The sequence below is a fragment of the Larkinella ripae genome, from assembly GCF_054780775.1.
The window spans coordinates 733028-755971 of sequence record NZ_BAAGVR010000022.1 but is presented as its reverse complement, the minus strand read 5'-3'; the positions used below and the strand labels follow the sequence as shown (position 1 = coordinate 755971).

Genomic DNA, 22944 nt, shown 5'->3' with positions numbered 1-22944 from the left:
GTCCACCGAATCCCAACAAAACCACCCCCTTTCCTGAAAACATGACTGCTGACCGCCGTACTTTTTTACAATCGTTTGCGGCTCTGGCCGGACTCATTCATTTTACGAATCTGGATGGCCGGGCCGACCACAAAACCGCCCCCGCCGAGCCGCTCATTGCCTGTAACCAGTATACTTGGCACACGTTCTACCAGCGGCAGGGCCGCGACTGGGGCGCGAATCTGGATGCGTCGCTGGCTGAATTTACCAAATCGGGACTGGTTGGCTACGAACCGTCGGTCAATTCGGCGGATGAAATCCGGACGCTGGCCCCTTTGCTCCGAAAACACAAGTTGCAAATGCAGTCGCTGTATGTGAACAGCACCCTGCACAAGGCCGACGAAGCCGACAAAACCCTGGCGACCGTCACCGCTATTGCCGATGCCGCCCGGCCACTGGGGGTTACCATTGTGGTCACCAACCCCAGCCCGATCAAGTGGGGGAGTGCGGACGACAAAACCGATGCGGAATTAGCCACCCAGGCCGCGAATCTGGACCGGCTGGGCGCGGAGCTGAAAAAACGGGGCATGACGCTGTCGTACCACACCCACGACGTTGAAATGCGCAATTCGGCCCGCGAATTTCACCACATGATGCTGGCGACCAATCCCGCCAATGTCTCGCTTTGCCTGGATGTACACTGGATTTACCGCGGTTCCGGCAATTCGCAGGTGGCCTTGTTTGACATTGTGAAATTATACGGCAAGCGGATTACGGAACTGCACCTCCGCCAGTCGAAAAACGGAATCTGGTCGGAAACATTCGGTGAAGGCGACATCGACTATCCACGTTTGGCGAAGGAACTGAAAACGCTCGGTGTCCGGCCGCACGTGGTGCTGGAGCAGTGCATCGAAAAGCAATCGCCCAACACGATGGACGCCGTGACGGCCCACCGGCAGGATCTGGCCTATACCCGGGCGGTTTTTGGTCAGTAGCCCACCGCCTGGCCGTCTTTGCGCATTTCCGAGGCTCCGTGGTAAATTTTCTGAACGGGATCAATTAAAATGGCCTGATAACCCCCGAAAAAATCTTTTGAAATCAGGTGATGACCCCGGCGCTCCAGTTCGTCGCGGACGGCCTGCGGAATGCCACTTTCGAGCGCCAGATGGCCGCCGTCCAGCATCATCGTGCCGATGGGTTCGCTGCTGCCGGAATGGCTAAACCGGGCCGCGTCACCGGCTTCCTGCACGTTCATGCCAAAATCGATGATGTTGCACAGAATCTGGACGTGGCCCTGCGGCTGCATCGCCCCGCCCATCACGCCGAAACTCAGGAACGGTTGGCCATCCTTGAGCACAAAAGCCGGGATAATGGTGTTGAAAGGCCGTTTGCCCGGTTGGTATTCGTTGGCGTGACCGGCCTGCCGGCTGAAACTGGTGCCGCGGTTATGAAAAACAAAGCCCAGCCCGTCGGGCACCAGCCCGCTGCCAAACTCAAGCATATTACTCTGGATGAGCGAAACGACGTTGCCTTCGTCGTCGGCCACGGTCAGGTAAGTGGTGTCGCCTTCTTTCAGGATCGGAACGCTGGCATCAATGCGCCGGGCGGCCTGTTTCGGATCAATTAATTTCCGGCGTTGGGCGGCATAGTCGTCGGAGAGGAGCCACGACAGCGGTATTTTGGAAAATTCCGGGTCGGCAAAATACCGTGCCCGGTCTTCAAAAGCCAGCTTTTTAACCTCCGTGAGCAAATGCAGGTAATCGGCGCTGTTGTGGCCCATCCGCCTGAGGTCATACGGTTTTAGCAGGTTCAGCATCTCGAGTACGGCAACGCCCTGCCCGTTGGGCGGCAGTTCATGCACCTCGTAGCCCCGGTAAGTAACCGAAACCGGATCGACCCAGACACTCCGGTGGGCGGCCAGGTCTTCTTTGCGCAGGGGCATCCCGGTTTTTCGGGCGTAGCGATCCATCGCGTCGGCCAGCGCCCCTTTGTAAAAGACATCCCGTCCGCCGGTGGCAATTTTTTCGTACGTCGTAGCCAAATCCGGATTTTTGAAAACCTGGCCCTCCCGGGGCGCCTGCTGGTCGATCAGAAAGGTGCGACGAAAACCAGCCAGCTCCTGAACCGTTGCCTGATTTGCTTCCAGCCGTTTAACGGCCTCCTGCCACGAATACGCAATCACGGCCGGAACCGGTGCTCCCTCGCGGGCGTACTGAATGCCGGGGGCCAGCAGCTTTTTCATGGGGAGTTTGCCAAACCGCCGGTGGAGTTCGAACCAGCCATCCACCGCGCCCGGCACCGAAACCGACAAAGGCCCGTACAGGGGAATCGGCGCGTTACCGACCAGAACCGCCTGTAGTTTTTCAAGGGTCAGCCCTTTCGGGGAGCGGCCACTGGCGTTCAAACCGTACAATTTCCGGTCTTTTGCCGACCAGACCATGGCGTACAGATCGCCACCGATGCCGCAGTTGTTGGGTTCCAGCACGCCCAGCGCAGCATTGGCCGCAATGGCGGCATCAACGGCGGTTCCTCCCTGTTTCAGAATGTCCAGGCCAACCTGAGAAGCCAGAGGGTGGGCGGTTGCGACCATGCCGTGACGAGCCAGAACCGGGCTGCGGGTCACGAAATTCGGGCCGCTGATCCGGTCGCCTTTGCCCGGTTGCGCCAGCGCCGGGACCACGAGCAGCATCGGGAGCCAGAAACCGCAAAATAGAGAAGAGATCAGTTGCCGAAACGTCATTTTTTAGAGCCTCATCAAAACAAATCCTGTACGAAGAGATCGTTGCCCGAGCACCCAACACCCCGGCGGCCGGGCGATGTACCGACGATCCGGCGAAAACCGAAAACCGTATCCCGAAAACCAGGCTCTAGTCTTCCGCCAGCGTCCGGGAAATGTTCATGCGGTAAACACCGAGCGCCGGAAGGGCGGCCGCCAGAATACCGATTAAAACCGCAACCCCCAGCACCAGCCACTCTTCGGGCAAAATGCTGACGTTGCTCAGGCTGTAGTGGAAATTCTGCTCGGCCCGCATGGACAGCAGCAGCAGCCCGACGCGGCTCAGAACAATGCCCAGCACAAAACCGATCAGCGATAAAACCAGGCCTTCCAGCAGCAACATGCCGAACAGCTGCGTTCGTCCGGCCCCCATCGAAAGCATCAGGGCCATTTCGTATTTCCGTTCTTTCAGCGAGTTATAGAGCGACACGAACACGCTGATGCCAGCAATGAGCATGATCGCAACGGCCAGCCCGCGCAGGGTATCGACGCCCACGCCCAGCAGCGAAAACAGCCGGTTGATCTCGATGGAAGGCAGAGCCGCCTGCAATTTGGAATTGTTGTTGATGCCCCGGGCGATCATCATGCCCAGCGGATTCCGGAATTTGATCAGCATGCTGGTGATTTCGCGGGCTTCTTCGCCTTCGTGCTCGTGCTCATGATCTTCTTCCAGGGCTTCCACGTCATCGCCGGCGTGTTCTTCGTGGTGTTCGTGGATAGCCCAGACACTCGATAAGGGCGTGAGAATCAGTTGATCGATGACGGTATTGCCCGGGTTGAAAATGCCGACGACCTTGTACTTCGTCTCGCCGTGTACGTCGCCTTCGCCGTCCAGCCCGTGGGAGCCGGAGAACGTATCGCCCAGTTTCAAACCGGTCACCTCGGCCACGCGGGCGCCGATGGTCACCTCCAGATCTTTCTGGAATAACGTACCCTGGCCGACGGTGGCTTCAAAATGATCGACGTATTTTTTGTTGGTACCGACAATCCGGAACGTCTGGTAACTATCGCCCATCGACAGCGGAATGGCGGTTTTGATCATCGGGTTGCGGGTCAGCCGCTCGGCTTCGTCCAGCGGAATGTTGCCCGTCGGCGAGTCGATCTGGTAAATACTCGACAGAATCAGTTGCAACGGACTGCCTTTGGCGCCCAGCACCATGTCAATGCCCCGGACGTTCCGGGAAAACTGCTCGTCCAGTTGCTTGTTGAGCAGCAGCAGCAGCGAGATGATCGTGATGCCCAGGGTCATCAATAAACCGCTCAGGAAGTTGCTGAGGGGCTTGTCTTTCAGATTGGCCCAGCTTATTTTTAAGAGATTCATAACAGATTACAGCATCACCTGATTCGAAAATTCGTCTTTGAGCCGCTGATCGTGCGTCACCACAATCAGACTGGCGCCGATCTGCTCGGATTGTTCGCGCAGCAGCGACACCACCAGCTCACAGTTGACATCGTCGAGGCTGGAGGTCGGTTCGTCGGCCAGAATCACACCCGGTTTGTTCATTACGGCCCGGGCAATGCTGACGCGCTGCTGCTCGCCCTGGCTCATCTGGTGCGTTTTTTTAGTTAGATGATCGGCAAAACCGAGGTGGGAAGCCAGCTCCCGGGCCCGATTTTTGTCCTGCGGATTTTTGGCCAGGTAATTGGCCAGCAGCAAGTTATCCAGCACCGATAGCGAGCTGACGAAGTGCGGTTTCTGATAGATGATTCCCACATGGTCGGCCCGGAAATCGGCCGTTTTGGCCGGTGATAACCGGGTCAAATCCGTCTGATCGATGGTGATCGAGCCGTTTTCGGGCCGCAGCAGCAACGCCAGTAAATGCAGGAGCGTCGTTTTACCGGTACCGGATTTCCCCAGAATCAAAACCGCTTCGCGATCGTTGCAGTGGATGTCCGGGAAGGAGAACCGCTTGGTTGGCGAATACGAAAAGGTCAGTTGATGCGATTGAAGCATACGGCTAAGATCATCAATTTTTGCTAAAGATACGTAGGTTTGTAGCGTAATTGCGTTTTTCTACTGATCAATCCATGAAGCGAATTGCCATTTTTGCCTCCGGTTCGGGAAGCAATGCCGAGAAAATTGCCGGTTACCTGACCGATCATCCCGCCATTGAAGTCACGCTGATTCTGTCCAACAATCCCAAAGCCGGGATCATCGACCGGGCGCGGAAGGGGTTCGGTCCCGACCGGAAGCTGCACGTTCCGGTGCTGGTGTTCGACCGGCCGACGTTTTACGAGAGTGACCGCATCGTGGAATTGCTCCAGAACCAGAAAATTGATCTGATTGTGCTGGCCGGTTTTATGTGGTTGATACCGGAAAGGCTGGTGAAAGCGTTTCCTCAACGGATGGTCAACATTCACCCGGCCCTGTTGCCGAAATACGGTGGCAAAGGCATGTACGGCCATTTTGTGCACGAAGCCGTGGTGGCCGCCGGGGAACCGGAGTCCGGCATTACGATTCATTACGTGAACGAACGTTACGACGAGGGAAACATTATTTTTCAGGCTTCCTGCGCGCTCGATCCGGGGGATACGCCGGAGGATGTGGCCCAAAAAGTGCAGGTATTGGAACACCGGTTTTATCCGGAAATTGTGGAGAAAGTGTTAATGACGACCGACTAATGAACAGCGAATATCGAATAGCGAAGGGGAAGCAGTACGGTTTGGTGAGTTTGGTCGCCCTGCTGATGGGGCTGGCGGGGTGTTTTCGGCCGTCGATTCCGATTTCGATGTCGCCCAATTACCCCGTCGACGTGTTTTACGAAAACCAGCAGCCCGACCGACCGTTTACGGAACTCGAATGGCTGGAATACAAGGAGGAGTTTCCGCTGGCCGACCAGCAAAAACCGCTCAAAGGCCGGATGGTGAAACGGGGCAATAATGTGGAGCAGAAGGAGTTGCTGCTGGCGCGGCTGACGATGCAGGCCAAAAAGCTGGGTGCCGACGCGCTGATTGCGGTCCGGTACCAATACTACAGTTCGGCTACCGTCAACGGGTATTCGATGCGGGGAATGGCCGTCAGGTACCAGAAAGAGCGGGAAGTAGCGCAGTGAGCCTTACTTTACTTCGTCATAATCCACATACTCGCCACCTTTCAGTTTGGAGTCGGCAGCGCCGGACGCGGTGGTGTGGACCCGGGTTTCGCCTTCGCGGGTTCCCCGGTTGAAGTGCTCATTGGCTTTGCGTTGCTCTTTGGCCAGTTGCCGACCCACCAGCAACCAGAAGAAAAACCGGCGCACCGGCGGTACAAAAGCGATCAGAAGCAGAAGAACGAATAAGAATTTGAAAATCATGCTGAACAACAATCGGTGTCGGTTCTGAGATACAAGTATAACGCTAAAGGCTGAAAAACAGTTGCTCTACTGCTCAATATATCTGTCATGGAATTCGCGCGGTGACAAAATAGCGGTTCCATCGAAATTTACCAGCTCCAGCAGGCCCGCATCGCCGGTGATGATAAAGTCAGCGTTTATAAATTGGGCCAGTTGCAAAATGTGATTATCGTCGGGATCACGGTAAAGGGAAGGGAGCTCGTTTTCGGGAAAAATCAGTTCGTTGCGTTCCCGAAGTGTTGGGATAATCGTAGCTCGACGTTCGGCGGAGCAGCGAAATTTTGGCAGTGCCAGCTTCCTTTCCAACTCATCAAGAATCCATTCGGAGGTGAACAACGTAAAGCGAATGGAACAGAAATCATACACTTTGGCCGAAAAACCTGGAAATACGAAGGTAGAAATGAAGACGTTGGTGTCGAAAATAAGGCTGGTAAAAGAAGGTAAATTGGAACGCGTTTCCACATCAATCACATCAGGAAATTTCTCGAAAAATGTCTTCTTCCGATTGAAAACCGGCTTTTTCGGCAAACCCTTTCATTTCACGGCGAATCCTGTCCATTTTTTCCAGATACAGATAATCAGCTATAATCTTTTGCACCAGCTCTTCTGACGATACATTAAGTTGCTTTGACCGCTCCTGCAAGTCATTGAAAGCATTCTCTTCAATGGATATAGACAGAACGGTCATAATTCTCTTTTTATAAAGTTCCGATTCTATAACGTAAAAACAAAAAACAGTTGAGCTCACCGAAAAGGGCTAACTCAACTGTTTTGTAAGTATACGTTAATTTACCGGCTCAGATACAGATTCCGCTCGGAATACACTTTCTGGAAAAAGTCGTCTTCCAGGTCATCGATGAAATAGATTCCCTCGCCGGTCGATTTCATTTCGGGGCCGAGCTCCTTGTTTACGTTCGGGAATTTGCTGAACGAGAACACCGGGATCTTGATGGCGTAGCCTTTTTTCACCGGGTTGAAGTCGAAATCCTTTACTTTTTTCTCGCCCAGCATCACCTTCGTCGCGTAGTTGACATACGGTTCCTGGTACGCCTTGCAGATAAACGGCACCGTCCGCGATGCCCGCGGGTTGGCTTCGATGATGTACACCAGCTCGTCCTTCACGGCAAACTGGATGTTGATCAGCCCAACGGTTTTGAGCGCTTTGGCGATGGTGCGCGTGTGTTCTTCAATCTGTTTGATCACGTTTTCGCTCAGATCGAAGGTCGGCAAAAGTGCGTACGAATCGCCGGAGTGAATACCCGCCGGTTCGATGTGTTCCATCACACCGATGATGTACACATCTTCCCCGTCGCAGATGGCGTCGGCTTCGGCTTCAATGGCGTTCTCCAGGAAGTGATCGAGCAGAATGTTGTTGTCCGGAATATCGTGCAGAATCTTGACGACGTGCTGCTCCAGTTCCTGCTCGTTCAAAACGATCTTCATGCTTTGGCCGCCCAACACGTAGCTGGGCCGCACCAGCAGCGGAAAACCGAGTTCGCGCGACAGTTCAACCGCTTCGTCGGAGTCGCGTACGGTCCCGAATTTCGGATACGGAATGTTGTGATCCCGCAGCAGGGCGGAGAACCGGCCCCGGTCTTCGGCCAAATCCAGGGATTCGTAATCCGTACCGATAATCTTGATGCCGTAGCGCGTCAGCTTTTCGGCCATTTTCAAGGCGGTTTGCCCACCCAGCTGCACAATGACACCCACCGGGTTTTCGTGCATGATGATGGCGTGGACGTGTTCCCAGAAAACCGGCTCAAAATACAGTTTGTCGGCAATGTCCGGGTCGGTCGAGACGGTTTCGGGGTTGCAGTTGATCATGATCGTCTCATAACCGCATTCCTTGGCCGCCAGCACGCCGTGTACGCAGGAATAATCGAATTCGATGCCCTGCCCGATGCGGTTTGGTCCTGAGCCCAGAATGACGACCTTTTTCCGGTCGCTGGTCACCGACTCGTTGCCCGCCAGCGCCCCAACCGGAAACGCGCCTTTTTCGGGCGTTTCGCTGCCTTCCAGCGGCAATTGCGGGCTGTTGAACGTCGAATAATAGTAGGGTGTCCGGGCTTCAAATTCGGCGGCACAGGTATCGACACACTTGAAGACCCGCCGGAGATTGTGCTCCTGCCGGAAATCATATACCTTGCTTTCCTTGACACCCAGCAGGTGCGCCAGCTGGCGGTCGGCGTAGCCTTTCTGCTTGGCTTTCAGGATTAAAGCCGGTGGAATGTCATCCAGATCATACTGAACGATTTCGCGTTCCAGCTCCACCAGTTCCTCAATCTGAAACAAAAACCATTTATCAATTTTGGTCAGGCTCTGGATCGTTTTGAACGATAAACCGGCCTTGAACGCGTCGTAAATATGGAACAGGCGGTTCCAGCTCGGGTGCGCCAGACTTTGTTTGATGGCTTCCTGATCGGTCAGCTCCTTGCCATCGGCGCCCAGGCCGTTGCGCCGGATTTCGAGCGACTGACAGGCTTTTTGCAGGGCTTCCTGGAAGTTGCGGCCAATGCCCATCGCTTCGCCCACCGACTTCATTTGCAGGCCCAGTGAACGGTCGGAGCCCGGGAATTTGTCGAAATTCCAGCGCGGAACTTTCACGATCACGTAGTCGATGGCGGGCTCGAAGAAGGCCGAGGTCGAACCGGTAATGGGGTTCATCAGTTCGTCGAGGTTGTAGCCAATCGCCATTTTGGCCGCGATTTTGGCAATCGGATACCCGGTGGCTTTGGAAGCCAGCGCCGACGAGCGGCTCACGCGCGGGTTAATCTCGATGGCAATAATGTCGTCGTTGGCCGGATTGACCGAGAACTGCACGTTACAGCCGCCCGCAAATTTGCCAATACCGTCCATCATTTTGATGGCCAGATCGCGCATTTGCTGGTAGAGCGTGTCGGGCAGCGTCATGGCCGGGGCCACGGTGATGCTGTCGCCCGTGTGAATCCCCATCGGGTCGAAGTTTTCGATGGAGCAGATGATGATGAAGTTACCGGCCCCGTCGCGCAGCAATTCCAGCTCGTATTCTTTCCAGCCCATCACGCTTTGCTCAATCAATACTTCGTGAACGGGCGACGCATGCAAACCGTTGTTCAGCGCTTTGTCAAACTCTTCGGGTTTGTCCACAAAACCGCCCCCGGTTCCGCCCAAGGTGAAGGAAGGGCGAATCACCAGCGGAAAGCCGATTTCCTGCGCAATTTCCTTGCCTTCCAGGAACGAACGGGCCGTGCGGCCCTGGCAAACGCCAACGCCCAGCTCGAGCATTTTCAGCCGGAACTTCTCGCGGTCTTCGGTGGTCTCGATGGCTTTGATATCCACGCCGATGATGCGAACGCCGTACTTTTTCCAGATACCGGCTTTATCGCATTCAATGGCCAGGTTCAGGGCCGTCTGACCGCCCATGGTGGGCAGAACCGCGTCAATGGGATGGCCTTCTTCCTGGTGCGCCTTGAGAATCTCGACAATGGATTTTTTCTCGAGCGGTTTCAGATAGACATAATCCGCGTTGATGGGGTCGGTCATGATGGTGGCCGGGTTCGAATTGATCAGCGTCACTTCGATACCTTCTTCGCGCAGGGAACGGGCCGCCTGAGAACCGGCGTAGTCAAATTCACACGCCTGACCAATAACGATGGGGCCAGAACCGATAATGAGAATCGAACGAATGGAAGAATCTTTGGGCATTACAGTGAGGAAAATGAATAATGAATTGCACGGCAAACCGTAACAACAAACAATCACTATTCCTGACCCCCTGAAACGTACTGGCCCGAAGCGAAAACAGGTTGGCACAGCGATCGGAATGCAGACCCGGGGCGAACCGTTTGGGTGCTTTCGAAGCCAATCTGTTTCGGTGTGGTCAAAAATCCCACAAAATTAGTGGATGCCGACGAATTCGGAAGAAAATTTTTAAATGTTTTTGCCGTTGTGCCGCTGATCCGCCCCACAACGGCAAAAACGCTATTTTTTGGTGATGAAAAGCAGGTCCTGGTAATCCACGGTGTTGGCGCGGCCGCACCAGTTCCCGAACTTGATGTCCTGGATGCCCAGCCCGAATCGGGCAAACGCTTCGCGGGCGTAGGTTTCGTCGAAGGCAATCATGCTTTCGGGCAAATCCTGCAAATACACCATCGTTTTGTCCGTGAACGGCGTCAGGTGACGTTCGTATTTATTTTTTCCGTCGGCGTTGAGTTTCCGGGATTCGTCGTTTAGCAGGAACATCGTGATGTAGCCCCGCGCTCCTTTTTTCAACACCCGCGAAATTTCGGCCAGATACCGCTCAAAATCCGCTTCGAGCATGTGCGTGAACACCGAATTGAGAATCACAAAATCGAAGGTCGATGACTCGAACGGAAACCGCAGTTCGTGGCCCTGCATGGTTCCCTTCGGGTTATACATTTTATTGTAAACGTTCAGGTGGTGAAAGTTGAAGTTCGGGAAGCGTTTGTGCACTTCCTTGGTACACCAGTCCACGCCTTCTTTCACGATCTCAATGCCGTCGTAACCGCCGGGAGTTTTCAGGTAGTCGGTCAGCGGAATCGCCAGCCGGCCAATGCCGCTACCCACGTCCAGAACACGGTCTGTCGGCTTCAGATTGCCCATTTCCCGGATGCGGTCAATCGTGAGTTTGCCCACCTTTTTGAAGTCACCATCCCCAATAAAGATCATGCGGGAGGGTGGGGTGAGGGCATCCCGTTCGCCGGTGATGATCTCCAGCTGGTCGATCACCGAAATCGGAATCACATTTTTTAAAGCCGTCTTTATTGAGTTGGGAATCAAGCTTTTCAGACCCATTATATGAATTGCTTTTGGTTTAAATAGCGGGCAAGTTAAACATTAAAGCCATTATTTTGTAAACTTATCCCCAATTTGACGTTTTGAAAGAAACAGATTTTATTCATCGGATACAACCGGTAACTAAACTTTTCAGGGAACATGATGATACGTCGACGGGCATGGATTTTGGTAGGGCTGGTGGGTCTGACGATGGCAGGCTGTTATAAATACGAGGAACGGGTCTGGCGGGCTCCTTCCAATCAAACCGGCGGCCCGGGCAGCGATCCCAACAATCCCGGTTCTCCGAACAACCCCGGAGCGGGCGGCCCCGGCACCTCGCCCATCACCGGTTTGCCGAACCCCCCGGGCCGGCCTTCCTACATTGACAACGGCTCGATCCGGCTGAGCATCGACCTGAACATGGGCGGGGCCATCACCTACCTGGCGGCTTCGGCCAACGGCCAGAACCTGGTGAACAACTGGGACTCGGGCCGGCAGATTCAGGCGTCGTTTTATTCGGGGCCCACACCTTTTGCGCCCAATGGCAAACAGCCGCATCCGGAATGGAAAGACCTGGGCTGGAACCCAATCATGTCGGGCGATGTGTTTGGCAACCGCTCCAAAGTGCTCGAAACGCGCAACGACGGCCGGGAGATTTACGTCAAAACCGCCCCCATGCTCTGGCCCAACGACAACGAACCGGCCGAATGCACGATTGAAACCTGGATTAAACTCGACCAGAATACTGTCAAGATTCGCCACCGGCTGAACAACAACCGCTCGGATACAAAGCAGTATTCGGCCAAACCGCAGGAGCTGCCCGCCATTTTTCTGAATGCGCCGTACCGGAACATCGTTTCCTACACCGGCACGCGCCCCTTCACCGGCGACGCCCTAACGAAAGCCACGAGCCAGACGGTCAACGAGATTTTCGGCGGAAAAGCCATGCTCTCGCCCGAAAACTGGATGGCGATGGTCAACAGTTCGGACTGGGGACTGGCGGTTTACAAACCCAATCATCAGTATTTTATCGGCGGCACCTTCGGCACTTCGCCGATTGGGGGCGAATTTGATTTTACGACGGGCTACATTACCCCTTCGGCTTACGAAGTGATCGACCACAACATTCAGTATGACTACGAATACACGCTGATTCTGGGTACGCTCGCCGAAATCCGGAAGTATGTGTATGACCAGCCCCGCCCAAAAACCGCCCCGGATTACCGCTTCGTGGCCGACCGGCAGTCGTGGTGGTATTACCTGGGGGCTGACCGCGGCTGGCCCATCAAAAACGAACTGGACATTCCGCTCGACAACGGGAGCTTCCTGCTGGCGGGGCCGAACGAAATGTGGCAGGCTGCCGACATGCCGAAGATTTACGTGCGGGCCGCGTTCAAAACCGACGCGACGCAGGCCCGGCTCCGGTGGCTGGCCCCCGGCGATCCCGAATTCGTTCCGGCCCACCTGGTTGATTTTCCGATCATCGGCGACGGCCAGTACCGGACCTACGAAATCGACATGACGAAAGTGCCGAACTGGAAAGGAACGATTATTGAACTGGGTTTTGAACCCGCGCTGGGCGAAAAAGGCGGAGCCGGGAAATTTGCCAAAATTCAGTCCATTTCATCCAAACCATAATTTCTCCTGCATGAAAACCGTAGTGATTGCGCTGGCAGCGTTTTGGCTGCTGAGCTACCGGTCGGCCTCCATCACGGAACGGCCCGATTTCAGGCGGTTTTTTGCCGACAAAAAGCTGAACGGTTCTTTTCTGCTTTACGATCCGCAGCGTGATCACTACACGGCCTACCAGTTTGAGCGCACCCGGCAGCGGTTTTTGCCCGCATCAACCTTCAAAATTCTGAACACGCTGATCGGGCTGGAAACCGGCGTACTGACGGACGAAAACACAGTGATGAAGTGGGACAGCGTCAACCACGAGGAGGAGGCCTGGAACCGCGACAACACCCTCGAAACCGCCTTTAAAGTATCGTGCGTCCCCTGTTACCAGGCCGTAGTCCGGAAGGTGGGCCTGAAACGGATGCAGGAATGGGTGGCAAAAACCGGCTACGGCAAAATGGACATCAACGCCGACAACCTGGACAAATTCTGGCTGGAAGGGAAATCCGCGATTTCGCAAGAAGAACAGCTCGACTTTTTGCGCCGGGTCCACGACGGCAGGGTGCCGTTCTCGAAACAGCATCTGGCGACCCTCAAAAAAATCATGCAGCTTGACGAAAAACCGGGCACGAAGCTCTACGGCAAAACCGGCTGGGCGGGCGGCAGTATCAACCCCCACATCGGCTGGTTTGTCGGTTACGTCGAAAAAGGCGACAACGTCTATTATTTCGCTACCAACATCGAAAGCCCCAAACCGGTGCCCGAAATCTTTGTTCCGGCCCGGCGGCAAATCACGGAAGCCATTCTGAAAGAGCTGGGAGCGCTGTAGGGAATGATGAGGTATGAATGATGAACGATGAATGGTAACAAGCGTCAGCCCATTCATCGTTCATCATTCATACCTCATCATTAAGCTTTCATCATGCCAAAAACGGCCTGTTCATCATCAGAATGCCGAGCAGGGCAAATCCCCGGATGACATCAACGGTTTGGATTCAGTCGGCTTTGGCAACGGGTTGAGCCCGTTCGCTGGCCGGCAGTGATTCGAGGGTAAGAGTGGCATCCATGTACGGCGGGCGACGGGGTTAAAAGGGATTGTTTTGATTTGTACAGACCAGAGAATAAGTTTACTACCAAATACCGAAACCAAACACAGACAGAACGGCGGTTATTTTGGTTATGTACTCGTAATGTAGACGGTTATGGCCTGAAAATCAAACCGTTTTAGGTTGCGGACTTCCAACAGTTGCACGATTTACAAATGAAAAAAGCTTTGTTTTTGCTCGCACTGCTAACCGGTCTCGGCGTTTCGCGGTCGAGCCTGGCGCAAAAAAATGTCAAGTTGCAGGGCAACATCAGCGGTCTTGGCACCACCATGATTTACCTCAAAAAAACCGATAATTCGAACAGCCGCCCGGTCGTTGTCGATTCCACCCGATCGGTCGATGGCAAGTTTGCGTTTAGCCGCAGCATTCCCGAAATCGATTTTTACAACGTGGTAGCGGCCGGTTTGCCAGGGCAGGTGCAGTTCATCTGGGACGGTGATCTGACGCTCGAAGGTTCGCGCGATCTGTTCCGGGAATCGGAAATCAAAGGGTCTCCGCTGACCGCCAGCTGGCTGAAATTTCAGAACGAAGTGGACCGGCCTTACCGGGATGTGCTGATGGATCTCTACAACGACCGCCAGCGGGCCACCAGCGACACGGCCATTGCCAACCGCGTCGCCCGGGAAGAAAAACGCTTGAAGCAGGAGCAAATTCAGAAAGTGGCCCAGCAGATCCGGACCAACCCGGATTCCCAACTGAGCCTGTACTTACTGAACTGGTACTGGAATCAGTTTCCGAAAGCCGAAGCCCGCACGATGTACGACAAACTGAGCAGTTCGTTCAAAAGCCACACGCTGGCCAAACGCCTGCAGAATCAGCTGAGGTAAAAGGCGGTTTTTACCCCCGGTTTTTTAAAATTTGTGTGATACCAAAGACTTTTGGTACTTTCGATCAGCTCTACTCATTTCCCCTGATCCAATGGCACAGCAACCGAGCAAGGCAATTCAGCAGTTACACCAGAAAGCCCAACTCCTGAAAGAGGCATTCGAAAAAGCGCAGAGTCATCGCTACTACTGGGAAAAGAAAACCAAACCGCTGCTCGACCGGGTTTTAAACGAGATCAAAAACGAAACGGCCCTGGTCTGCACGTATCAGGAAGTCAGCCCGGAGTCCGTGCGGTTTACGATCAGCGACGAGCAGGGGAAGGAAGCGGGTGTGCTAACGTTTATTTTAATGCACGACAGCCGGGTCGCCATCGATATGAGCTATTACCTGAGGGCCTATCATCCCGAAAGAAACGTTCAGAATTTCTTTAACCTGAATAATCTGGAACCGGGTTTGGTCGACGAAGACCTTATTTATACGAGTGTCACCCGGTTTCTGGATGTAATTCTGGCCGATTATAGCGCCAAACCGGTTACGTTCAAGAACTTGACCACGCAGCCGGACAGGCAATACATCCGCATGAGTGCGCCGGGTAAGTAATAAGTCGCCAAGGAGCGGTTTTAGCGCCGGTTACGCCAGCGGAACGCCCGCTTCGGCGGCTTTCCGAATCACGTAGGCGCGGGCTTCGTCGTAGTCTTCCGGTGTGCGCAGGTGTTCGAGCAGAAACGGGGTTTCCTGCGGCAGAGCCGTCACATTCCGGATGTAGGCGATGTAGTCGAGTGCCCCGCGTCCCGGCATGGTTTCGGCGAAATGAACGTCTTTGCCGTGGACGTCTTTGGCGTGAACCGACACAATCCAGCGGCCCAGCTTCCGGAACGTTTCGTTGATCAGGGCGGAGTTTTGGTAAAACCGCTCGGGCGTATTGACAATGTTGGCGATGTCGATGTGGGCCGCAAACGCCGGGCGGTCGATGGCTTTGATGAATTTCAGGTACGAATCCGGTCCGTCGGGCCAACTCCAGCCCATCATTTCCAGCGCAAACCGGGCCTTCTTGGGCTTGACGGCATCGATGACTTTCCGGCAGTTTTCAACCGTCGCGTCGAAATAGTCTTTCGTCAGATTGCGGGCATCCGGCCCATCCCATTGGTTCGGATTGTACGAACCGCCGATGTTGACGCAGGTCAGGGCGCCCACTGCGTCGGCCAGCGCCAGCCGCTCCGTCACGTAGCTCATGTTTTTAGCCCGCTTGCTGGCATCCTGCTCCAGCATATTCACCCAAGCTCCCACTTCGGCGATAAGCACATTCTGGGCGGCAAAGGCTTTCCGAATGGCTTCAATCCGGGTCGTATCGTTCAGGGTAACCATCGGTACGTAAGCCGAACTGTACTGCAACCGGCGGTGTTCCCGCGCCAGTTCCTCCGGATCGTCGCTTTTCAGGAAGATCGGCCCGCCCAGCCGCAGCGGTTTTTGGGCGGTTTTCAAAACCGGGCCGTTCGGAATCGCCAGGCTGCCCGCCAGCAGGGAAGAGGACTGGATAAATGCGCGCCGGGAGACGGTTTTCATGACGTTTCAGGAAAGGGTTAGTGACCGACAAATTACGCCAAAAACCGAAACGCACAACGCCCGAAACACGTTCCGACGGAATCAGGCGACGGTTTCCAGGGCCGCCGGCCTGATGACCATGCGGCTCGGCAGGAATGAATTGGTGTCGAAGGAAACACCCGTTTCCGTTGCTTTGGCAATTCGGCGGTTGTTTTTTGGCGTGCCGAACCAGCCGTTCGCAGCCTTCCGGCCGGTAAAACAACAATCGGTACAGCCATCGTGGGACATGGTTTTATCATAGATCGACTGGCGGGCAGAGGCAAGGTTGACTCACGGGAAGTGGCTGTACAGTATAACCTAATGGCGTCGGTTAACTAATCCGGCTCCAGTTCGTTTCGCCTTCCCGCTGCACGTCCACCTGATTCCGAACCGGTGCGTACTGGGGCAACACCAGCCCCGGGTCTTCTTCCAGAATCCGCTGGGCCGACTCGCGGGCGGCTGTCAGAATGGCCCCGTCTTTGGCCAGATCGGCCAGCACCAGGTCGGCAATGCCGCTTTGCTGCGTGCCCGAAAGATCACCGGGACCCCGGAGTTGCAAATCCACGTCGGCAATTTCAAAACCGTTGTTGGTTTTCACCAGCGTTTCGATGCGCATGCGCGTTTCCTTGCTCAGTTTATAACCGGTCATCAGCACACAGTACGACTGCTCGGCCCCCCGCCCCACGCGCCCCCGCAACTGGTGCAACTGGGCCAGCCCGAAGCGCTCGGCACTTTCAACCACCATCACGCTGGCGTTCGGCACGTTAACGCCCACCTCGATCACCGTCGTGGCCACCATAATTTTGGTTTCCGCCTTCACAAACCGCTCCATTTCAAAATCCTTGTCGTACCCCGTCATCCGGCCGTGCAGAACACCGATCGGGTGATTCGGAAACGCCCGGACAATGCTTTCGTAGCCGTCCATCAGATCCTTGAAATCCAGTTTTTCGGACTCCTCAATCAGCGGATACACCACGTATACCTGCCGTCCCTGCTCGATCTGCTGCCGCATAAACCCGAAAACCTCCAGCCGGTGCGTATCGTAGCGGTGTACGGTTTTGATCGGTTTCCGTCCCGCCGGAAGTTCATCAATCACCGAGAGGTCCAGGTTGCCATACAGCGTCATCGCCAGCGTCCGCGGAATGGGTGTGGCCGTCATCACCATCATGTGCGGGTAAATGTCCTGGTTTTTGTTCCAGAGCCGGGCGCGCTGGGCCACGCCAAACCGGTGCTGCTCGTCGATGATGCACAGGCCGAGGTTTTTGAACTGGACCACATCTTCCAGCAGCGCGTGCGTGCCGACGATGATGTGCATCATGCCGCTCTGCAACTGCTCGTGGATGATCCGGCGGCCTTTCGTGCGGGTCGAACCGGTGAGCCGCCCGATGGTCAGCCCGAGTTGATCGGCAAAAACTTTCAGGCCGTAATAATGCTGGTCGGCTAGAATTTCGGTGGGAGCCATGATGCAGGCCTGCGCCCCGTTGTCGATCGCCATCAGCATCGCGATAAACGCCACGATGGTTTTGCCGCTGCCCACATCGCCCTGCAACAGGCGGTTCATCTGCCTGCCGCTGACCAGATCCGTATGAATTTCACGCAACACCCGCTTCTGGGCACCGGTCAGGTCAAACGGCATGAACTCCTTGTAAAACCGGGTCAGCAGACTCATGCTCCGGAATACCTGTCCGGGGTATTCGGTTTTGTGAACGAGCTTGTTTTTGATCAGTCGTAATTGGTTGTAAAACAGCTCTTCAAACTTCAGCCGCCGTTCGGCCTGTTTCAGCCAGGCCTGGCTGCGGGGCAGGTGGATGTTCTCAATGGCGTCGGCTTTCGGAATCAGCCGGTATTGTTCGAGCAGCGAATCGGGCAGCGTTTCGTGAATGTGCGGATACGCCACTTCGAGCAGCTGGCGGATGGTGCGGGCAATCAGTTTGCTGTCCACGCGCATTCGGCGCAGCTTCTCGGTCAGGTTGTAAACGGGCTGAAACGTGTTGTTCTGCTCGCTCTCCGGCGTCACCGGGTCCAGTTCCGGGTGGGTGATGCTGTAGGTGCTGCCAAAGGCGATGGCTTTGCCGTAGGCGACGTATTCGGCTCCGGGCCGCAGAAATTTTTCAAAGTGCGTAATGCCCTGAAACCAAACCAGATCCATCGAACCCGTATGGTCCGTAAACGTCGCCACCAGTCGCTTTTTAGGGCCTTCGCCCACCACCGTCCAGTCCCGGACCCGCCCGATGACCTGAACGGCCGGCAGTACATCCGACAACTCGGCGATGGTATAAAACCGGGTGCGGTCTTCGTGTCGGAACGGGTAATACTGGAGCAGGTCCCGGTAGGTGAAAATATTGAGTTCGGTATTGAACAACAACGCCCGCTGGGGACCGACTCCTTTTAAATATTCAATTTTTGTATCGAAAAACGTGATGCGCTCCGTCATACCGCTGTTTGTAGAACAATTTCGTTGGCGCGTAATCGTTTTGTTGCCAGGTTCTGTAAGGAATCAAAGCTACAAATTTTTGTAAAAGATACGGTTTTTCGGCTCAATTGATACCGATCAGGGGGCTGAATTCAGAATTGTCAGACGTTTATCTCCGAAATTGTATGGGCTGTTCTTGTATTTTTTTAGACAATGGCTTGCTTTTTGTAAGAGTTGAGCTGGGATAGCATGTGGTCTATGGCTCAACGTAATACTCTTCTTTTATTCTTATTTCTGCTCGGTTTAAACCGCTGGGCATCCGCTTCTCACATTGTGGGTGGCAACGTCCGGCTGGCGGCTAAAGCGACAGGCGGGCAGTATACGTTGTCACTGGATTTGTTCATCGACGAACAGAACAGCCGCGCGGGCGACATCAAGCCGACCGTGAAACTGGCGATCTACCGCCGGAGAGACAACCTGAAAATGGGCGAGTTCGAGCTGGCGCTGCTCAGCCAGAAAGCGCTGGCGGTTTCCAACCAGGCGTGTGCCCAGCTCCGGCCCCTCAAACTCGGCGAAGTGATTTACAGCAAAGATATTGAGCTGGACCCGGACCGTTTCGACGATCCGGGCGGTTATTACGTGGTCCACGGGGTTTGCTGCCGCAGCGGAGCCATCGATAACATCACGCTGGCCGACGAATCCGGCATGGTTTTTTACCTGGATTTTCCGGCGATAAAAACCGTCCGTAACTCGTCGCCAACTTTTTCGGTGCCGACGGGCGAATACGCCTGCAAAGGCCAGCCGTTTACGTTCAGTTTCAAAGCGACCGATGCCGACGGCGATCAGCTCAAATACTCGCTGGTGACGCCCTACAAAGGCTTTACGAATCAGGGTGTTGCGTTTGATAATCAGGCTAGTACGAGCTATCCGACGGTGGTCTGGAAACCGGGCTTCGGCGCTGAAAATGCCGTTCCGGGCACTCCCGGTCTCCGCGTCGATGCCGGATCGGGCCAGCTCACCGTCACGGCCAGCCAGATCGGGCTGTTTGCCTTTGCGGTTTTGTGCGAAGAATTTCGGGATGGCAAACGGATCGGTTCGGTCCGGCGCGACTTTCAGCTGGCCGTGGTCGATTGCCCGACCAACACGCCCCCGGCTCCCATGATCGCCCTGGAAAAAGCCCCCGTAAACGCCCAGATTGGCAAGGCCGCCAACGGCGGTGTCACGAGTGTCTCCGCCTGCGAAGGGCAAACGATTACGCTAAAAACCGAGTCGTCGCCGAACTGGTCGTTTCAGTGGCAGCGCGACGGGCAGGATCTGGAGGGCGACACCACCGCCAGTTTAGTGGTCAACGAATCCGGGGAGTACGGCGTTATCAAGAAATTTCGGAACACCTGCGGCAAGCCCAGCCCGGCCCAGACCAGCGTTAAAGTCGATCTGTTGGAAGCCGAAAAAATCAAGCTGACGGCCAGTGGCCCCACCTCGTTCTGCGATGGAAAATCCGTTATTCTGAAGGCGCCTGAAGGTAATTTTACTTACGCCTGGTTCAAAGACGATCGCGCGATACCGGGTAGCCTGGAATCCTTTTACCAACCCCACGAAACCGGCGAATACAAAGTCCAGATTTTCAGCGCCGTTACGGGTTGTACGGTCACCGACAGTGTTCAGGTCCGGGTTCATGCCAAACCGCTGGCTACCGTTCAGAAACCGGCGCTGACGACGGCTTGTTCGGGCGATACCCTTCGGCTGAATGCCCCGGCTCAACCGGCTTACCGCTACCAGTGGTCGAATACCGGAACCGTTCTTGAGCGGGAAACCGGAGCCACCCTGGCCGTGACGCAGGCCGGGCATTACGTCCTGACCGTGACCGACACCAACCAGTGCCAGTCGGTGTCCGATGCGGTTTTGCTTCAGTTTAAAACCGCCCCAACCGTCTCGATGGCCCCGCTGCCGGCCATTTGCGAGAACGCGAAGGAAGGCTTGACGCTGAGTGCCACACCCGGTGGCGGAACCTTTGCGGGCGTCGGACGGGCGGCTGGTGCCGTCACTGCCGCCGAATTTAATCCGGCCCAAACGGGTCCGGGGCAGTTTGTCATTACGTACACCCTGACGGAATCGGGAAACACCTGTCCCGGCCGGGCGCAGCAAACGGTGGCGGTTTTGCCCGCTCCTGCGATTGCGGTTTCCGACGCAACCGTCCGGCGGGGTAGCGAGGTGCAGTTGAACCGCAACAGCGTCGATACGCTCAGCTATTACTGGACCCCGTCGGTGGGCCTAAGCAGCCCGGTGGCGGCCCAGCCCTTTGCCAGTCCCGACACCACGACGACGTACCTGGTTCGGGCGACCACGCCACAGGGTTGCGAGTTTACCACCCGCTTGACCGTGACGGTGGTTACGGCCCTTTTTATTCCGGATGCGTTTACGCCCAACAACGATGGTCTGAACGACAATTGGGTGATTCGGGGGATCAACGAGTATCCGGATTGTACGGTAGAGGTGTATAACCGCTGGGGAAACCCGGTTTTTGTCTCAAGGGGCTATTCCCAACCCTGGGATGGCCGCAGCGAGGGCCAGGATTTGCCCCCGGCCGTTTACCAGTACGTCATCAAGCCCGGTGGTTCGCAACCGCACCGCAGCGGCAGCTTAGTCCTTACCCGTTAAAATCGACCACGCCTACCGTTCTTGCGGATCGGGGGCGGTTTTTAGTCCGCATGGAGTATGACCGGTGGGCAGCCGGTTTTCGCCGTGGTGGTTCGGCATTGGACCCGTCCAATTGTTTAGATGTTCTTCAACAGATTGGTCTTTTCCTATTATATGGGCTTCGGAATTGGCGTAGAATGGCGAATTTTGGCCATTCTTGTGAACAAAAGCTGGATCGCATGGAAACAGGCTCTACAAAACCGGGTACCCAACCCATCATTTTGCTGGTAGATGACGATGAAGAAGACCGGATGCTGATGCGAATGGCGCTGGAGTCGATGGAGTTGTCCGCACCCATTCAGGAGTTTGGCAGCGGAAACCAGTTATTGACCTACATGGAGCAGGCCCCCCACAAAACCGCCGATTCGTGGATTGTTATTCTGGACAAATACATGCCTGGTCTGAGCGGCTTTGATACGCTCCGGCAGCTGAAAGAAAATCCGGCCTGGCAGCGCATTCCGGTGGTTTTGTTTGTAAACACCCAAAACGATGGCGAAATGGAGTTATGCATGGCTCTGGGCGCGACGGTTTGTATTAACAAGCCTCTGTATTTCGAGGGCATCAAGGCCCTGATGCGGGAAGTTTATCAACACTGGCTGGAGTCGGTTTCCAGTCCGTCGGCCAATCAGTAGTTAGTTCTCCAATAGCCGCACTTCGACCCGCCGGTTTTTCTGTTTATTCTCCTCCGAATCATTGGCCGCAATCGGGAGCGTCTGGCCGTAACCCCGGAAGCGCAGGCGGTTTGCGGCAATTCCCTGGGTCATCAGGTAGGTGGTAATGACCCGCGCCCGGTTTTCCGAAAGCGCCAGGTTCAGGCGCGGATCGCCGACGTTATCGGTATGACCCGAAATTTCAATCTTCAGTTCAGGGCGGCTTTTCAGTAAACCCACCAGCTGGTTCAACTGCGGGTACGATTCCGGACGCAGCAAATAACTGCTCTGATCGAAGTAAACGTTGTTGAGCGTCACGGTTTTGCCCGTTGCCAAGGTCGATAAATCGGTATTGATCGGAGCCGGGGAGCGCGGTGGGGCCGGTTTTTCGGCTAATTTATCCGGCGAAACCGCCTTTGGTGGGCCAGTGGTTGTGGCGGGTGCTGTTGCAGGGACGGGCGCTTCGGCTATTGGCGGGGCCGTCGTTGGGGCCGGAGCGGTTTCAACGGGCGGGGTGGTAGTTAGTGGCGCGGGCTCCGTCGCGGGCGGTTCCTGAGCCGCTACCGGGTTTCGGACCCGCTGAAGCGGAATGGTGATGTCGTGCTGCTCCTTGACATCGACGGTGTACTCGTACGGCTGATACCCGGCGGTTTCAACAATGAACCGGATTTTCTGCCCGAATTCGGCCAGAAACGTAAACCGTCCTTCGCGCGGTGGGCCGGTCATAATCACCCGTTTTCCGTCAAATTCCTGGATTTGTACATTGAGCCGCTGCCGGATCAATTGTTTGGTATCGTAATCGATCACGGTGACATTGACGGGCGATTCCGACGAAATTTCCCGATTCATTTCCAGCACAATGGTTTGCCGGGCCTGATTCGGGTCAACGACCCGTTCGAGTCGGAGCACTTTCTGGGTGGGGCGATACCCCGTATGCGTGGCATCGAGTCGGTAAACGCCACCGGCGGGCAAGGCCACCGTGTAAGAACCCGACTGGAGCGTACCCCGCTGAACCTTTCGGGTTTTTTCGTTGGTGATGGTCAGCGTGGCCGGGAGGGCCCGCCCGTTGCGGTCTTTGGTTTCAATCCGGATGGTGTATTCTTCCACCGGAATCGGTTGCCCGAGGCAAATTCCGGCCTGCACAACTGAAATCAGCAAAACCGCCAAAGCTTTTAAATACCTCATCTCGCTT

Annotated in this window: 21 protein-coding genes; 9 read left to right on the top strand and 12 right to left on the bottom strand. The window is 55.4% G+C overall.

Annotated elements, in window-relative coordinates; all coding sequences use genetic code 11:
* Positions 1-41 precede the first annotated feature (41 nt).
* A complete protein-coding gene (locus ACYVHX_RS16090) occupies positions 42-974 on the top strand; it encodes a sugar phosphate isomerase/epimerase family protein (protein ID WP_460672683.1) in 933 nt (310 codons plus the stop codon).
* Here the strand turns inward: ACYVHX_RS16090 and ggt are convergent.
* The 3 genes from ggt to ACYVHX_RS16075 form a co-directional block, all read right to left on the bottom strand.
* On the bottom strand, positions 968-2668 hold the full coding sequence (gene ggt, locus ACYVHX_RS16085) for a gamma-glutamyltransferase (protein ID WP_460672956.1): 1701 nt from the start codon (positions 2666-2668) through the stop codon (positions 968-970). The genes ACYVHX_RS16090 and ggt overlap by 7 nt on opposite strands.
* Positions 2669-2846: 178 nt before the next feature.
* Positions 2847-4076: an ABC transporter permease gene (locus ACYVHX_RS16080; protein WP_460672682.1), complete on the bottom strand. Its 1230-nt coding sequence runs from the start codon at positions 4074-4076 to the stop codon at positions 2847-2849.
* 6 nt (positions 4077-4082) lie between these two features.
* Positions 4083-4709, bottom strand: a complete 627-nt coding sequence (locus ACYVHX_RS16075; protein ID WP_460672681.1) for an ABC transporter ATP-binding protein — start codon at positions 4707-4709, stop codon at positions 4083-4085.
* A 74-nt stretch (positions 4710-4783) separates the two neighbouring features.
* Between ACYVHX_RS16075 and purN the strand changes: the two genes are divergently transcribed.
* Positions 4784-5377: a phosphoribosylglycinamide formyltransferase gene (gene purN, locus ACYVHX_RS16070; RefSeq protein WP_460672680.1), complete on the top strand. Its 594-nt coding sequence runs from the start codon at positions 4784-4786 to the stop codon at positions 5375-5377.
* A complete protein-coding gene (locus ACYVHX_RS16065) occupies positions 5377-5808 on the top strand; it encodes a hypothetical protein (protein WP_460672679.1) in 432 nt (143 codons plus the stop codon). The genes purN and ACYVHX_RS16065 overlap by 1 nt, the downstream gene beginning before the upstream one ends.
* Before the next feature lie 3 nt (positions 5809-5811).
* Here ACYVHX_RS16065 and ACYVHX_RS16060 read toward each other — a convergent pair whose 3' ends face one another.
* The 5 genes from ACYVHX_RS16060 to ACYVHX_RS16040 form a co-directional block, all read right to left on the bottom strand.
* The gene (locus tag ACYVHX_RS16060; protein WP_460672678.1) at positions 5812-6048 is read right to left on the bottom strand and encodes a DUF4834 domain-containing protein; all 237 of its coding nucleotides are present in this window, start codon (positions 6046-6048) and stop codon (positions 5812-5814) included.
* Positions 6049-6114: 66 nt separating this feature from the next.
* Positions 6115-6549, bottom strand: a complete 435-nt coding sequence (locus ACYVHX_RS16055; RefSeq protein ID WP_460672677.1) for a putative toxin-antitoxin system toxin component, PIN family — start codon at positions 6547-6549, stop codon at positions 6115-6117.
* Positions 6550-6559: 10 nt separating this feature from the next.
* Positions 6560-6775 carry a hypothetical protein gene (locus ACYVHX_RS16050; RefSeq protein WP_460672676.1) on the bottom strand — a complete coding sequence of 72 codons (216 nt, stop codon included), beginning with the start codon at positions 6773-6775 and terminating at the stop codon, positions 6560-6562.
* 101 nt (positions 6776-6876) lie between these two features.
* The gene (gene carB / locus ACYVHX_RS16045; protein WP_460672675.1) at positions 6877-9771 is read right to left on the bottom strand and encodes a carbamoyl-phosphate synthase large subunit; all 2895 of its coding nucleotides are present in this window, start codon (positions 9769-9771) and stop codon (positions 6877-6879) included.
* Between the two features lie 276 nt (positions 9772-10047).
* Positions 10048-10830 (bottom strand): class I SAM-dependent methyltransferase, encoded by a 783-nt coding sequence (locus ACYVHX_RS16040; protein ID WP_460672674.1) that lies wholly within the window; start codon positions 10828-10830, stop codon positions 10048-10050.
* 192 nt (positions 10831-11022) lie between these two features.
* On the opposite strand from ACYVHX_RS16040, the gene ACYVHX_RS16035 reads away from it, so the two are divergent.
* The 4 genes from ACYVHX_RS16035 (at position 11023) to ACYVHX_RS16020 (ending at position 15011) form a co-directional block, all read left to right on the top strand.
* Positions 11023-12501 (top strand): hypothetical protein, encoded by a 1479-nt coding sequence (locus tag ACYVHX_RS16035; RefSeq protein WP_460672673.1) that lies wholly within the window; start codon positions 11023-11025, stop codon positions 12499-12501.
* Positions 12502-12511: 10 nt separating this feature from the next.
* On the top strand, positions 12512-13309 hold the full coding sequence (gene blaOXA, locus ACYVHX_RS16030) for a class D beta-lactamase (RefSeq protein WP_460672672.1): 798 nt from the start codon (positions 12512-12514) through the stop codon (positions 13307-13309).
* A 432-nt stretch (positions 13310-13741) separates the two neighbouring features.
* Entirely contained in the window at positions 13742-14413 is a 672-nt protein-coding gene (locus tag ACYVHX_RS16025) for a DUF4369 domain-containing protein (protein WP_460672671.1), read from the top strand.
* 91 nt (positions 14414-14504) lie between these two features.
* Positions 14505-15011, top strand: coding sequence for a hypothetical protein (locus tag ACYVHX_RS16020; protein ID WP_460672670.1), 507 nt, complete (start codon positions 14505-14507; stop codon positions 15009-15011).
* A 30-nt stretch (positions 15012-15041) separates the two neighbouring features.
* Here the strand turns inward: ACYVHX_RS16020 and ACYVHX_RS16015 are convergent, their stop codons facing one another.
* The 3 genes from ACYVHX_RS16015 to recG all read right to left on the bottom strand — a co-directional run bounded on the left by ACYVHX_RS16015 (position 15042) and on the right by recG (position 18426).
* Complete coding sequence (locus ACYVHX_RS16015; RefSeq protein WP_460672669.1) at positions 15042-15974, bottom strand: sugar phosphate isomerase/epimerase family protein; 933 nt, start codon at positions 15972-15974, stop codon at positions 15042-15044.
* 81 nt (positions 15975-16055) lie between these two features.
* A complete protein-coding gene (locus ACYVHX_RS16010) occupies positions 16056-16241 on the bottom strand; it encodes a hypothetical protein (protein WP_460672668.1) in 186 nt (61 codons plus the stop codon).
* 82 nt (positions 16242-16323) lie between these two features.
* Positions 16324-18426, bottom strand: coding sequence for an ATP-dependent DNA helicase RecG (gene recG / locus ACYVHX_RS16005; RefSeq protein WP_460672667.1), 2103 nt, complete (start codon positions 18424-18426; stop codon positions 16324-16326).
* Between the two features lie 237 nt (positions 18427-18663).
* On the opposite strand from recG, the gene ACYVHX_RS16000 reads away from it, so the two are divergent.
* Positions 18664-21063 carry a gliding motility-associated C-terminal domain-containing protein gene (locus ACYVHX_RS16000; protein WP_460672666.1) on the top strand — a complete coding sequence of 800 codons (2400 nt, stop codon included), beginning with the start codon at positions 18664-18666 and terminating at the stop codon, positions 21061-21063.
* A 218-nt stretch (positions 21064-21281) separates the two neighbouring features.
* Positions 21282-21734, top strand: coding sequence for a response regulator (locus ACYVHX_RS15995; RefSeq protein ID WP_460672665.1), 453 nt, complete (start codon positions 21282-21284; stop codon positions 21732-21734).
* Here the strand turns inward: ACYVHX_RS15995 and ACYVHX_RS15990 are convergent, their stop codons facing one another.
* The gene (locus ACYVHX_RS15990; RefSeq protein WP_460672664.1) at positions 21735-22937 is read right to left on the bottom strand and encodes an OmpA family protein; all 1203 of its coding nucleotides are present in this window, start codon (positions 22935-22937) and stop codon (positions 21735-21737) included. It lies immediately after the preceding gene.
* Positions 22938-22944: the final 7 nt, after the last annotated feature.